Source organism: Rhizobium aouanii (genome assembly GCF_037002925.1).
Classification (GTDB): domain Bacteria; phylum Pseudomonadota; class Alphaproteobacteria; order Rhizobiales; family Rhizobiaceae; genus Rhizobium; species Rhizobium aouanii.
Genome location: NZ_JBAMYD010000028.1, coordinates 16,237 through 29,209, shown reverse-complemented (window position 1 = coordinate 29,209; position 12,973 = coordinate 16,237). Strand labels below are relative to the sequence as shown.

Sequence of the window (12,973 nt, the reverse complement as noted above, 5' to 3'; positions counted from 1 at the left end):
CCGCGCAACATTGCCTTGAAAGGAAAAATCATGACCAATGACACAACGAAAAAGGTCCAGTCCGTCAAAGCGGCCGTGGCTGACGCGCCCTATGACGTCATCTATTTCGCGAAGAAACATCGCATTTCCAACGAAGATGCCAAGGACATCATCGAAAAGCACGGCGCCAATCGCAAAGAGGCGGACAAGGCCGGCCGGCGCATCAGCGCCTAAGGCAGAATATGATCTGGCAGGCGTTTAAATCCTAAAGTCTTTATTTGATGCATCTCGCCCAAAACCGCTGTACGGTTTTGGGCGAGATGCATCAGCCTCTGTAGCCTTTGCACCTGCCAGCGATGCCACGATGCAACATCGACGGACGAATTAACCCTACTGGCTTACCTTAATATCAGCACGCGCTTGAATACATCGGCTCCTATGCCATCGTAGCGTCACGATAACACTTCTGGTTCCTGAAGCAGCTCGCCGGAACCGTGGCCCGCCTTTCCCGCGGAGAGGCCGGCTCGCCTTCATAGGCCCGAGCTCATCGAATGGAGGGTGTGCCATGAACAATGTCTTGGAATTTCGTCCAAAATGCCCGCATGTCGAAAGCCTGTCCGATTGCCGCGAAGCGCTTGAACCGGCCGTGATGAAAATCGTCAGCGACGCCATCGGCAAGGGATACACGGCCGCGGAAGCCGCCATGGTGGTTGCCGATATCGCCGACGATTACATCCTGATGCTATCGCGGCAACCACGGCATTGACACCACTTGCGGGCGCGCAGCTATATGGCTTTGCGCCCCGAGCAAATGCCGACCGTCTTGCATCAGTGGACCGCGCAGCAACTGCAGGGGTAGCAGTGGTACAGGAGACGAGACCTGCCGCGCGATCCGCCGGCAAAACACCTGATATTGCCTGAAGTTCCAGGCAGAGCGACGGCACTGCGATCCCCCGGAAGATCCACGGAGGGATCATAGACAACCTGTCCGGGCACGACTGCGGCCGTCACACTGACAGGCTCCGACCGGGCGAAAATCGACGACCACATCACACGCCAACGAAAACCCTGCCGGAGCGGGACTTTCGGCGGATCGAAACGGAAGAAGCCGAACAACCGGTCCGCGTCCTAAGCAAGATCGATCTTTTCAAAATTTGGCAACAGTACCTCTTTCGCGAGCGTTCGCGGCGCTACTCTGTTCCGCTCAATCTTTGAATCATTATCGTAATGCGGCGTGAAACGATCAGATGCGCCGCCTTTTGCCACCCCTTCTCAAGTCAAAGCGGCTCAGCTTTTATGTAAGCTGAACCGCTCCAACTTTTGTTTACGCACTTTCCCGAAATTGTTCTAACGCCACCTTGGCTGGCGCGGCGGAGCATTGGCATGGATTTCATGCAGCGGCGCCCGCGGCCCGAGAAGTTTCTTCAGCTTCTTCTCCTCGGCCGGGCCGATGCCGAATTTGCGGCAATGTTCCGCAACGTCGTGCTCTCGTGGGCCGGGAATGCGAACTTGGCGATTGCTCATGCTCTTCATGTCTGTTTCCTCCTGAGAGAAAAACCAACAGGGCGCAGATTTGTTTCGTTAGCGATGTCTAAATTTAAGAACATGTTCCGACAAGATCAGGTCTACCGCGCGACAATGGATGGAGGAGAATATCCATCTGCCAATCCACCTGTTCGACGACGGGAATCCAAGAGCAAGGGAAAGACTGGTACGTTTGATCCGAATATTCGCTCGGCTTGGGAACAAGAGCCCCCCGCAAGCGTAAGGGCGCCGGGTCGTGCGGAGGGCAGGTTCCACAACCATGCACTTCGATTCCTCCGTTCGGCCCACCATTCCTCCCAAGAACCCCAACTCGCCCCGCCTCGGCGGGGCTTTTTTCTGCAATCGGCACCTTGGCATGGAGTCAATTGAAGGCCGGGAGGAACAACTGGCCTTGCGCGCAGTTTGGGCGAGTCTCTTTGGAGGAAATCATGCCGAAGTATTTTTTCCATGTCCGCCGGAACGATGTCTTCGAGGAAGACCCGGAAGGCATTGACCTGGCCTCACCTGAGCTTGCATGCGAGGAAGCAACCGCTGCCGCCCGCGAAATCGTGGCGGAGAGGATCCGTACAGGCGATCCGGCAAACGGCGGCGCCTTCGAGATCATGACGGAAGACGGTTCGTTGGTCGCGACAGTTCCCTTCCGGTCGGCGATTCACTTGGAATAACGCACGTCGCGCAACATGTGCGCCGGTTTTGCGACAACCGACATAGTCCAGATGAAGAGCTAAAGCGCGAGGAGCGAATTGAAAGATCGAGCGCTTTGGCGCCTCCGGCGCAGACGCCTGACGAGCTGTTTCAAATGTCAAAACCGCACAGAGTGTGAAATCCCTGAACCAGGGGACTAACCTCGCGTTGGTTGTTCAGCAGGCGGTGTAAGATTGTGACAATAATGATCCAGAGCGGAGTGAAGAACAGGCTGCTGCGCCGGTTTCCGAGGGATGCCTTTGAGCTTCTCGCGCCGCTTCTCGAGCCCGTCGACCTTCCCGTCAACCATCCGCTCGTGCTGCCGCGCAAGCCGATCGAGCATGTCTGTTTCCTTGAAAGCGGCCTCGCCTCGATGGTTGCGGAAAGCTCGGACGGCAAAAGCGTTGAAATCCGCCACATCGGACGCGAAGGCATTGCCGGCTACCCCGTCGTCCTCGGCGTCGACCGAACGCCGAACAAGACCTTCATGCAGGTGCCGGGCCACGGGCTTCAGGTAGCGACCGAGGATTTTCTTCCGATCCTCGACCATCCCGAGGTGCGGCAACTGCTGCTGCGCTATGTGCATACCTGCGAGCTGCAGCTTGCCCACAGCGCGCTGGCAGCGGCAAAATTCAACATGCATCAGCGGCTGGCCCGCTGGCTGCTCATGTGTCACGACCGCATCGACGGCAATGACCTGCCGCTGACGCACGAATTCCTGGCGCTGATGCTGGGCGTGAGGCGGGCGGGCGTCACCGATGAGTTGCACATTCTCGAAGGCATGCACGCCATTAAATCGACACGCGGCAACGTCCGCATCACGGACCGCAGCAAGCTGATCGAGATCGCAGGCGGCTGCTACGGTGTGCCGGAGCAGGAATACGAGCGGCTGATCGAAGACAAAGGCACGCAGGTGGTTCATTCCCTCGAGCTGAATATGAGGGGGGGGGGACAGGATCGGGGATCGCATTTTAGCAACACGCCCTGAGCAGGGTTCGCCCGCTGATTGGTGAGATGGCTGCCGGCGCAGCTCCAGCGCGTTGACGCAATACAATCCAACCGCATCATCAATTGATCTTCAACCAATGCCGGAGCGCCGCCACCGCGCCGTCGCTGGCATAGGCAATCATCCCGCCGATCGTCAGCCCCGCAAAGGCGATCAGGCCTGAAATGCCGTAGCCGATCGACTTCATCCGTTTCCACTCTTCAAGCGCCGGCGCGACCGCCTCCTGGTTCTTTTCGACGGTTTCCTTGAGGGTTCTGATTTCCTCGCGAATTAACGCATCCGCGCCGCCGCTGACCGCTATCCTGGTATCGAGATGGGCGATCTGTCTGGCCTGCTGGTCGAGCCGCTTGTGGATCACGCCGCGGCTGTCATGGGCGCTGGCCTTTTCGTCGCCGACCTCATTGCGCAGAAGGGCGACGTTTTCCTCGATGCCGGTCAGCCTGCCCTCGACGCGCCCGAGCGCGCGCAGGATATCGTCATTGGATGTCATCTCTATCGGTGCTCTGTTGTGGGATGGAACGTTTTCAGCCTAGGGATGTTGAATCTTTGGATTCCCGAAGAGGCGTATGCATGCCGCAAGACAGCTCAATCGATCTGAAGCGAGGCGCCCATGAGAATGCTATTGATGATCATCATCGGGGTCATGGTCGCGTCGATCCTGAGCATCCCGGTGATCAAGCCGTTCATTCAAGGCAGCGGCAAGAGCGAAACGCCGCCGCCCGTCATCCAGCAGCCGGAGCCGAAGTGACGACGTCGAAGGCCTCTTCGTTCGCTCGGCCTATGGATTGAATTTCACCTTTTCGGATTGGGGAATGCCGCCCACGACACGGTCGATCACGGCGCCGTAGGGATGAACGCCATCCGGCGTGACGCTCGGGCGGACGATGGAACCGACCGGCAGCACCGTGGAGCGCGGGATCGAAATGGTGATCGTATTGCCGGAGATGCTGCCGATCGACGTGGTCGACAGGCGGGCAAGGCCATCCGGCCCGGCATAGGTGCTGATCTCCTGCTCCGGCCCGAAGATGCCGGCATCCGCAACCTCGATCGTCGTGTAGGTCGCGACGCCATCCGTGCCAGACTGCAGGGTCACCGTCGTGCTCGGCAGCTCCAGCATGCCGGGCCAGACGCCATCCCTTTCACCGGAGACCCAGGCCGCATAGGTATCGATCGCATCGTCGCAGCAGGCCGAGGTCTTCGCCAAGATATCGGCGCGCAGCCGCCATTTTCCCGAGGCATCGGTGCCGTCCGCCGGCCAGGTGTTGTTGGCCGAAAAGCTCTGGTAGGCGGCCCTGAGATAGAGGTCGTTGGCGGTGATTGTGCCGGTCGCGGGCGAAGTCGCAGATCCGGCAAAATTGTAGGTGAAGCTGTTCGGCCCGGTGACCGTGATCACCACATTGCCGTTATACTCCGTCTGCGCAGCGCCCGAGATCGACACCGTCTGGCCGGTCGTCAGCCCGTTGATGCCCGAGGCGATCGTTGCCGTTGCGACGCTGCCGGCTGATGTCAGCGTGACCGTGCGGGTGGACGCGGTGCGGCCGAGCGGCGGCAAGGCGACGATCTTGACGCCGGGGTAGCGCGCCCGAAGCCGTGTCACCAGGCTTCTGTAATTGGTGTTGAAGAACTGCGTATAGGTGGCGGCCGTATCGTTCTGTCCCATCTGGTTGGCGATGACAGTGAACGGCTTCTTGTTGTTGTTGTTGAAGGCGGTGATCTCGTCGAGAATGGCCCAGCGCCGTGTCGCGATCGCAGCACCGGTGCCGGTGAGCTCTCGCACCGAACCCGCCCCCGGCATGCCGATCATCAGATGCGGAATGCGGCCGATGCCGCCATCCCTATCGAGCCAACGGCGCAACCAGCCGAGATTGCCGCGCGCATCGGCAGCCGCGGAAAACTGCTGGCGCGCTTCACCGATGCTGTCCACAAGGCCGAGAACGATCGGGCGACCATCCCAATCGCCCTTGGCGACCATGAAGTCGGGCCCGTAATATTGCGGCTGGGTGACGGTCGCGTAATTGCTATCGAGTGCCGCCGTGCTGTCGGCAAGCGGGTTGTCCTTGAAGGCGAGCAGCGTGGCGAGATCGCCCGCACCCCAGACGCGCTCGCCGCGATGCTTCTGGATGCGGTAGACCGGCCAGATCTTCTCGCCGACGGCGGTGTGATAAAACAGCCAGATTTCGATTTCGCTTTCCGGCGCGACGTCGGGAATGGTCAGTTCATCCGTCCAGGCGCCGTTCGTCTGGTCGGCGACGGTTACCGTGTTCAGGCCGGCGAAGGTGCATTGGTAGAAGAGGCCGGCCGCCCTGATGAACATCACATCGGCGACCACGGCATTGCCCGGCGTGCCGATCGTGCCGGTGACGACCGTTTCCTGCGGCGAGTTTCCGCCTTCCGTCGAGGCGAAGCCCGAGAGGTGAAAGCGGAAGGTCCTGGTCTTGTACTGCGGCGTGTTGACGACGATCTTGCTGCAGACATAATTCGTGCCGGACGCGGCGGTGACGAGACTGCCAGATGGCATGCGGTTGCGGGTCGCGAAGAACATGTAGCGATCGGGGTCTCCGCCGCCCCCGCTCCCACCGCTCAGCATCGGATTCGCAAGGGCAAGCGAAATAGCGTTCATCATCGGCGTGTTCCATATCTGCTGATGAGGTCATCATAGAATTGCACGATGCGCCCCTGACGGGCATTGGCGCGGTCGAGTGCCTGACGCTCGCGGGCGAGGATGGCGATGACGGGCTGACCTTCGACAACAGGCGCATGCGCTTCCTGCCGGCGCAGATCATCCGGCAGCGGCGGCAGAGCGATGCCGGCCGCCGCCTGCCCCTTCGTCGCCGCCGCCTTGTTCAATCGCTCAGTGGCGGAGCAGCCACTGACGATCAGCAGCAGTGACAGCGCAAGCGCGGTTCTTTTCCGAAAGCTGAAGCTCATAGGATTGGATCTCGGTTTCGAGTGTGTCTTTGGCGGCCTGCTCGGCGGCCGAGGCAGCGGCGAGGCGCTTGCGATGCTCTTCGGTCGCCTGGGCGGCGGCGTTGCGCTGGCGCTCCATCTCGGCGGCCTGGGCTTCGGCTGCGCTCTTCTCGGCGACAAGGACATAGCCGGCGCGCGCCTGCCTTGCCGCCGAGGGGTAGCCGATCGAAACCGCGTAGAGGTGATAGAGCATCAGGCCACCGGCGATGCCGGCGCCCATCTTGAGCGTGTCGAGGAGCCCGAACATCAGATGCCCTCGAGACAGAACTGGCGTTCTTTCTGCCGGCGCCTGATAAGGCCGGGAAAGACGATCCCGGCGGCGCGGTTCCACTTCAAAAGCGCCTCGCAGCCCTCGGCCGTCCGGCCCTGATTGATGAGCTTGACAGCGCTCGAACCGCAGGCCGCCTTGACGCCGACATTATAGGCAAAGGAGGTCAGCGCCACGAAGCGCGCATCCGGCAGGGGCACGCGCACACAGCTTTCGACGCCGCCGGCATAGGTCTGCAGCTCCAGCGCCAACAGCGCCCTGCACTGCTCCACCGTTTTGCGGTCCCCCGGCTTCACGCCATTGGTGCTGCCATAGCAAATCGTCCACGGCTTTCCTTGCGTGGCCGGATCGGGATAGGCATTCTGGCGCAATCCCTCGAACGATCCGACGAGCGCCACGGCCATGGCCGCGGCGGCACTACCCTTCTGCAGGCGGTTTGCCATTCAAGTCTCCTGAGATTTTCTGCTGGACGAAGATGCGGGCGATGATCGCCGCTGCGGCCAAAAGGCCCGTGATCACCGACATGGCGAGCTGGATGTAAATGTTGCGGGATACCCAGGTGGCGGCGACGAAGGTGTAGACGGGCTCAACGATGATGAAGAGCAGCGCCAGCGCCATGAGGCGCACCGACCAAGCACGCTTCAGCACCTCGCGCCAGTTATGGACGAGCATGGGTGGGCTCCTGATTATGGGATATGGCCAGGCGCCCGGCTCCTGGGTGGAGACGAGTTGCGAGCTGAAATTTCAATGACGCTTCCGCCAACTCCATGAGGAGCAGCGACGAGGTCGCAATTCCAGATAAATGTCGATGGCTACATAAATATCGGTACCGAGAGGTACACTAATGGTTGTCTATTGCTAAAGTTTTCGCTTCTGGGTTACTTCGCGAGATGCGATCACTTCCGAGTTCAAACAGAATCGAAGGCCTCGATACTGTCAGAGCGAGGGCAATTTTATGCCGGAGCGAAATTAATGCCTGTGCCAGCGTTCCTACTTCCCTTAATTAGACGCCTTCCCGCCCCTGTGAGGAAGGGCTTGCGGATCGTGAAGGACTATCCAAAGCGCCGATCTATCGCCCTCGCCTACACGTTGCCATCCGTGAAAATGGCTAAGGAATGGGCGAAGAAAGATAAGGAGGTTTCCAATTTCTACTACGATTTAACCCCAGGCAATCGAGACCATCTAGTCCAGTTGATATCGACAATCACTGGTGCGGACTATACCGTTATCGATGGCTACATGACTGAGATAGAGACGGATCAGGAACTCCGGAATCATCTGGTTCAGTATATGAAGGCAAGCCGATACGGTGATGACATTGAGATCGCTTACGGTCGTCGCCTAGGATGGTACGCCATCGCTCGCGTCAAAAAACCGAAGGTGCTCATCGAAACTGGAGTCGATCACGGCGTCGGCTCATGTGTCCTTGCAAGCGCCCTGCTCCGAAACGCTGCCGAAGGCCATCCCGGCCGTTACTATGGAACGGAAATCAGGCCGGAAGCGGGCGCGCTGTTCACGGGCGAGTACGCAACCGTGGGGCGTATCCTCTATGGCGACTCGATCCAGTCGCTCACGACTTTCGCTGAGCCAATCGACATGTTCGTCAATGATTCCGATCATAGCGGAGAGTACGAATACCGAGAGTATCAGACGATTTCCGAAAAGCTTTCCATCGGAGCGATCATCCTGGGCGACAATGCCCATGTGACCGACAGCCTGTCTCGTTTTTCCAGAGAGACCGGCCGAAAGTTCGTCTTCTTCTCCGAAAAGCCGCTTGATCACTGGTACCCGGGAGCTGGCATTGGCATCTCGTTTTAGCCTGTGAGGTAAAAACCGAAATACTCGCACGGTTTTCCATCGAGCGCATTTGTGTATCCAGCAGGCCGCCAAGCACCCGATTCCTTGCGACGAGACAACGTCTCCTCCATCTTCCTCCGCGAGAAATGCGGGAGGAGATCGGGGCGATGTCTGGCCCGGACGGAGCCTAGGCCGAGTATGTGCGCTTGAGACAGCGCGGGATGCGGCATGTCCTAAACTCGACCCCCGCTTACAATCCGGATCTGATTGAAGTGCGATATTTGACGACTTCGCCGGCGAGCCCACCGTAATCGCATAATCGGGAATATCGGCCATGACGACGGAATTTGCGCCGATCACGGCGCCGGTCCCTATCGTGACGTTCATCAGCATGATGCCGCTCGCATAGGTCTTGAGTTCCAGCGCCAGGAGCGCACTGCACTGCTCCACCGTCTTACGGTCCCCCCGCTTCACGCCATTGGTGCTGCCGTAGCAGATCGTCCACGGCTTCTCTCGCGTGGCCGGATCGGGATAGGCGTTCTGACGCAATCCCTCGAACGATCCGACGAGCGCCACGGCCATGGCCGCGGCGGCACTACCTTCTGCAGGCGGTTTGCCATTCAGCTCTCCTGAGATTTTCTGCTGAACGAAGATGCGGGCGATGATCGCCGCAACGGCGAGAAGCCCCGTCGCCACGGACATGGCGAGCTGGATGTAGATATTGCGGGACACCCAGGTGGCGGCGACGAAACTGTAGACGGGCTCGATGATGATGAGGAGCAGCGCCAGCGCCATCAAGCGCACCGACCAGGCACGCTTTAGCACCGCGTGCCAGTTATGGACGAGCATGGGGTGGGCTCCGGATTGTGAATACGGCAAAGCACCCGTCTCGAAGGAGACGGGCGACGGGGCTTGGTTATCCAGTAAGGCTACACGGTCAACGAACGCTATCGGGTACTCGGATAGATCCGATCACGAAGCCTGAATATCGGCTGCTCGACGTATTTGTAGGACAGGGCCGCCAACAGCAGCGTTATTGCAGTGAAAACCCAGAACTCAGTGAAACCATGCAGTTGACGTTGGAAGCCAAAATTTGGCTCCAGCCAAAGCGGCGTCACGACGAAATAGAACGTGTAGTTCACGACCTGGTGATAGACATAGGCACCGTAGCTACGCTTGCCTATGAACACTAGGATGGGATTTTCCATCACCTTCGCTGCGGTTTTCGCCCTGCCAATAGCCCAGAAAAATATCAGCGATGCGGCGATCATATAGACTGGCACATCATTGAAACTACTCCGAAATATGAGTGTCCCTTCGCTTATCTCCGTCATTGACAACAGACAGAGCGCGGCGATGCCAACCAACATTATAGCGGTGAAACAGCGCAACATTGTGGGCGTAACCCTGCGTATCGAGGTAATGATGGCGACCGCTGCGCCGGCAGCTAGTGAATCCAGATTTCCGAGTGTTACTAGGACATTCGCCTGCCCAAGATCGGCCCACCAGGCAAAAGCGCGCCAGCCGATCGCTAGGGGAAAAGCCGCTAATAGAGAGATCTTCCACGCGTTAGGCCGAAGAAAGATGACTACTGGCGCCCAGAACAAATAGAACTGCTCTTCAACCGCAAGCGACCACCACGGGGCGGCTGGTCCATAAGTTCCGATATCGCTTCTAAGCAAGACGTTCGAGAGATTCTGCACGAAGAAGATGTGATAAATTACGTCTTCCCGCACAGTGTCATCCAGTCCTATGCCGATGACAAATGCGAGAGCCAGATAATAGATGGGCTGGATGCGGAAGAATCGGCGTCCATAGAAGCCTTTGATAAGCTGTAACCCTTCAACCTCACGCCTTTGGCGCGCTAAGTCGACGAGTATTCTCGTTATAAGAAAACCGCTAATTACGAAGAATATCAGGAGCCCGCCTCGCCCCCAATTGGCGACTTTGTTGAGATAGGGAATTGGTTGCCAATGAGCCACTAGCACCAAAAGTAGCGATATTGCTCTAAGTCCATCTAAGCCGCGTATGCGACCGCGAGCCTCTATTCCCAACTCTCGATGTGCTGGAGCATCCAACGTCCAATCCCTCCGTCTCTCGGCGGAATAGCGCAATTCTGCCGGGATTGAAAGCGCTCGCAAACGTTATCCGCGTTGTATGCGGCGCATCACGATAGCCACTTGATGTTGCTTGCTGCCGCTATGGCCGCCTCTGCATCGGCTGCCGCGTCGATCAAGTTCTTAGTCCCGAGGGCGTGGCCTAGATCGCAGCCCCGATCGTCTGCCAGGCGGTAAAGCTTGCATTGATGACATTCGCGAGCTCTGCGGTCGATGCTCCCGTGATGCCGATCTCGGCCACGAGCAGCGGATAATCCTCGTCAACAGGTGCGGCCGCGCCCAGATAGGCGCCAGCCTGATCGGCCTTGTCCGCATAGGTCAGGGCTTGGCCCGCGCCCGCCGTGACTTATTCTAGGCGCTCGGTCTGGGCCGCCGCGTCGATCGCCGCTTTAAGCGCTGCCTCAACGCCAGTAGATTGACCACGCGGCCCGCCCCTCCGCGATGGTCAGGCTGAAGAGGAAGCTAGAGTTAAAATCGCACGGCACGACGGCATCAATGGCCGCGTATGATGCGCTCGATACAGTGCGGGACGCGGTACATCCCAAATTCAATGCACTTACAATCCGATTTAAGTGCGATATTTGACGACTTTCGCCGGTGAACCCACCGCGATCGCATAATCGGGAATATCGGCCGTAACGACGGAATTTGCTCCAATCACTGCACCCGCCCCTATCGTGACGTTCATCAGTATTTTGGCACCCGCACCAATCCAGACATCATCACCAATTTCAACAAAACCGATTTCGGCCTTCTGAAGTCTGATCGGTACGTCTCGCCTCATACCGTGGCCGTGATCGATGATCTGGACATCGGAACCGATCAGCACATCATTGCCGATGGATATGCGATTCTTGGCCGTGATGATGTTGCGCCGGCCGATTACGGTGTTGTTGCCAATGAAAACTTTGGGCTCTGGCATTGTAAGTTGAAAGAACGACTGATCTTGGATGGTGACGTTATCGCCAACTTCAAGGACGGCATGGGCGACCAGGCGGAACTCAGCGCTGCGCTTCACCACGAGATTTTCGCCGGCGGCGGTGAAGTAGCGGAAGCGCTTATAAGCAGTAACGAGCCGCTGGATTACGCCGCCTCGATTGCGATATGATGCCTTGTCGATCTGTGCCATTTCTACTCCTGGCGTGATGGCAGCATGTCAAACACAGGTGTGGAGCTTATTCAAGAGCTCCTTCCGCAAGGGAAATGGAAGCCATCGGTCCAGATCCAGATGCTGCCGGTAGAGCCGGCCAAAACCATGCGAATTTGCCGGCTTGTATTTGTCCATATCTCCTGCGATCCCACTGCAAAACCGCTTGCCACTTGGATAGTGCCGACGTTGGCGCCGTCAGTGCCGGCGCCGGCAACAAGCGCACCTTGTGCAGGGTCGGATAGCAGAGCTGCGTTAGTCGTTGCCGACGATGTGAACTCGAAACGCAGCTTCGCCTTGACCTTCACCCCATTTGGCACCGTCAGCGCCAGGAGAGCCGAAGTCGTAGAGATAGCGGCGTTAACAGCGTCCCTCGCGGGCGTCACGAAGGTATATTCGTCACGGGGATACAGGATGAACGGCCGAATGTTCGAGCTGGCATCGGTCAGAACTACGCCGATGCATTTGACGATGGTGTAGCCGGTGAGCAGCGCCGTGTTGACTCCGGCGATCGTCGCGGAGGTCGACAGCACGACATCGAACGTCTGATCGTCATCCTTGCGTAGCGCATAGGTGAAGTAGGTGGCGTTTGCCCCAACAGAACCCGTGTCGAGACCGCCGGCGCCGGTCCCGGCCGCAAACGTCCCATTTATCCGCTTTGTGATGGACGACGAACTGGAAACGAAGCTTGATCCCGACCGAGCGGAGCCGGCCGCGAAGTCTACATGGGTGTTCGGGCTGCCGCTGTTGTTCGAAGGGATGAACCCAACAACGAAATCACCCACGGCGGAACTGTCGGCTTTGCTCAGGATCCTCGTTATAAGCCTGTTCGAAAAGAAGGCGGACCCGCTGCAGATAATGAAGGCGGAGTATCCATCCGGAACGACGAGCGTTGCGGCGCCGTCGATCGTCTCCGCGCCATTCGGATCAATCGTCACGTCGCCGCCATCGGCAATGATGGCGTAGTGCCAGCTTGCGCCGAGCGTTGCGGCTGCGGTCAGGCTAACGATCGCGTCAGCCGTGAAGCGATGGACAGCGTTGTCGTCGGACGCAAGCGCCGTGTAATCGCCCGACTTGGCCGCATAAAGCAAGGCTTTATCGAACGAGACGTCGACGCCGTTCTGGGCAAAGCCGAGCAGGCCGCCGCCTTTCAGATAGAGGCCGGTCTGCGGAGTCGAGGCGAAGCCGAGGCCTGGGGCGGACACCGTTCCGCCTGCGGCCTTGAGGGGCGCGACCATCGGCGCCGAGCCATCGCGCGGCAGCGAGTTGGTGATTTCGTTGCCGAGGTCGGTGGTCAGTGCGTTCCACGGCACCGGGTCGATGACCTGGCCAACCGAGGGTGTCGTTCCGGCGGGCTTGGAATAGACGCCGGTGGATGGGTTTCTGGGCATTGACCTTCTCCAAAGAAAGGCGCCGCGAATTGCGAGGCCTCGAGTCGTATAGTATCGGTTGCGGCATGCAGA

16 protein-coding genes and 2 pseudogenes are annotated in these 12,973 nt (G+C 58.8%); 6 read left to right on the top strand and 12 right to left on the bottom strand.

Going from position 1 to position 12,973, the window contains the following annotated elements; all coding sequences use genetic code 11:
- The first annotated feature begins 30 nt into the window (after window positions 1-30).
- On the top strand, window positions 31-213 hold the full coding sequence (locus V8P77_RS32495; RefSeq protein WP_335916389.1) for a DUF3606 domain-containing protein: 183 nt from the start codon (window positions 31-33) through the stop codon (window positions 211-213).
- Between the two features lie 331 nt (window positions 214-544).
- Window positions 545-745, top strand: a complete 201-nt coding sequence (locus V8P77_RS32490; RefSeq protein WP_335916388.1) for a hypothetical protein — start codon at window positions 545-547, stop codon at window positions 743-745.
- A gap of 581 nt (window positions 746-1,326) precedes the next feature.
- On the opposite strand, the gene V8P77_RS32485 is transcribed toward V8P77_RS32490, so the two are convergent.
- Window positions 1,327-1,512 carry a hypothetical protein gene (locus V8P77_RS32485; RefSeq protein ID WP_335916387.1) on the bottom strand — a complete coding sequence of 62 codons (186 nt, stop codon included), beginning with the start codon at window positions 1,510-1,512 and terminating at the stop codon, window positions 1,327-1,329.
- Window positions 1,513-1,952: 440 nt separating this feature from the next.
- Here V8P77_RS32485 and V8P77_RS32480 point away from each other — a divergent pair, with 440 nt between their 5' ends.
- Together V8P77_RS32480 and V8P77_RS32475 are read left to right on the top strand one after the other, a co-directional pair.
- Entirely contained in the window at window positions 1,953-2,189 is a 237-nt protein-coding gene (locus tag V8P77_RS32480) for a DUF6894 family protein (protein WP_335916386.1), read from the top strand.
- A gap of 224 nt (window positions 2,190-2,413) precedes the next feature.
- Window positions 2,414-3,196 carry a Crp/Fnr family transcriptional regulator gene (locus tag V8P77_RS32475; RefSeq protein WP_335916385.1) on the top strand — a complete coding sequence of 261 codons (783 nt, stop codon included), beginning with the start codon at window positions 2,414-2,416 and terminating at the stop codon, window positions 3,194-3,196.
- Window positions 3,197-3,275: 79 nt separating this feature from the next.
- On the opposite strand, the gene V8P77_RS32470 is transcribed toward V8P77_RS32475, so the two are convergent.
- The gene (locus V8P77_RS32470) at window positions 3,276-3,704 is read right to left on the bottom strand and encodes a DUF1515 domain-containing protein (protein ID WP_335916383.1); all 429 of its coding nucleotides are present in this window, start codon (window positions 3,702-3,704) and stop codon (window positions 3,276-3,278) included.
- 120 nt (window positions 3,705-3,824) lie between these two features.
- On the opposite strand from V8P77_RS32470, the gene V8P77_RS32465 reads away from it, so the two are divergent.
- Window positions 3,825-3,962 carry a hypothetical protein gene (locus V8P77_RS32465; protein WP_155247477.1) on the top strand — a complete coding sequence of 46 codons (138 nt, stop codon included), beginning with the start codon at window positions 3,825-3,827 and terminating at the stop codon, window positions 3,960-3,962.
- A 30-nt stretch (window positions 3,963-3,992) separates the two neighbouring features.
- Here the strand turns inward: V8P77_RS32465 and V8P77_RS32460 are convergent, their stop codons facing one another.
- The 5 genes from V8P77_RS32460 to V8P77_RS32440 are packed head-to-tail and all read right to left on the bottom strand — an operon-like array spanning window position 3,993 to window position 7,121.
- The gene (locus V8P77_RS32460) at window positions 3,993-5,837 is read right to left on the bottom strand and encodes an SGNH/GDSL hydrolase family protein (RefSeq protein WP_335916381.1); all 1,845 of its coding nucleotides are present in this window, start codon (window positions 5,835-5,837) and stop codon (window positions 3,993-3,995) included.
- Complete coding sequence (locus V8P77_RS32455) at window positions 5,834-6,061, bottom strand: hypothetical protein (protein WP_335916380.1); 228 nt, start codon at window positions 6,059-6,061, stop codon at window positions 5,834-5,836. Before V8P77_RS32455 ends, V8P77_RS32460 begins: the two co-directional genes overlap by 4 nt.
- Before the next feature lie 4 nt (window positions 6,062-6,065).
- Complete coding sequence (locus V8P77_RS32450; RefSeq protein WP_221952400.1) at window positions 6,066-6,428, bottom strand: hypothetical protein; 363 nt, start codon at window positions 6,426-6,428, stop codon at window positions 6,066-6,068.
- On the bottom strand, window positions 6,428-6,892 hold the full coding sequence (locus tag V8P77_RS32445) for a lysozyme (protein WP_335916378.1): 465 nt from the start codon (window positions 6,890-6,892) through the stop codon (window positions 6,428-6,430). The genes V8P77_RS32450 and V8P77_RS32445 overlap by 1 nt, the downstream gene beginning before the upstream one ends.
- A complete protein-coding gene (locus V8P77_RS32440) occupies window positions 6,867-7,121 on the bottom strand; it encodes a DUF7940 domain-containing protein (RefSeq protein WP_335916377.1) in 255 nt (84 codons plus the stop codon). Before V8P77_RS32440 ends, V8P77_RS32445 begins: the two co-directional genes overlap by 26 nt.
- 300 nt (window positions 7,122-7,421) lie before the next feature.
- On the opposite strand from V8P77_RS32440, the gene V8P77_RS32435 reads away from it, so the two are divergent.
- A complete protein-coding gene (locus V8P77_RS32435) occupies window positions 7,422-8,267 on the top strand; it encodes a class I SAM-dependent methyltransferase (protein WP_335916445.1) in 846 nt (281 codons plus the stop codon).
- Between the two features lie 229 nt (window positions 8,268-8,496).
- Here V8P77_RS32435 and V8P77_RS34880 read toward each other — a convergent pair.
- The 5 genes and pseudogenes from V8P77_RS34880 to V8P77_RS32410 all read right to left on the bottom strand — a co-directional run bounded on the left by V8P77_RS34880 (window position 8,497) and on the right by V8P77_RS32410 (window position 12,901).
- A pseudogene (locus V8P77_RS34880) lies at window positions 8,497-8,866 on the bottom strand (glycoside hydrolase family protein).
- Window positions 8,867-8,900: 34 nt separating this feature from the next.
- Window positions 8,901-9,095: pseudogene (locus tag V8P77_RS34915) on the bottom strand (DUF7940 domain-containing protein); the annotation flags it as partial.
- Between the two features lie 98 nt (window positions 9,096-9,193).
- On the bottom strand, window positions 9,194-10,324 hold the full coding sequence (locus tag V8P77_RS32420; RefSeq protein ID WP_335916376.1) for an acyltransferase family protein: 1,131 nt from the start codon (window positions 10,322-10,324) through the stop codon (window positions 9,194-9,196).
- Window positions 10,325-10,931: 607 nt separating this feature from the next.
- Entirely contained in the window at window positions 10,932-11,492 is a 561-nt protein-coding gene (locus tag V8P77_RS32415) for an acyltransferase (RefSeq protein WP_335916374.1), read from the bottom strand.
- Window positions 11,493-11,542: 50 nt separating this feature from the next.
- Window positions 11,543-12,901, bottom strand: a complete 1,359-nt coding sequence (locus tag V8P77_RS32410; RefSeq protein ID WP_335916373.1) for a hypothetical protein — start codon at window positions 12,899-12,901, stop codon at window positions 11,543-11,545.
- Window positions 12,902-12,973: the final 72 nt, after the last annotated feature.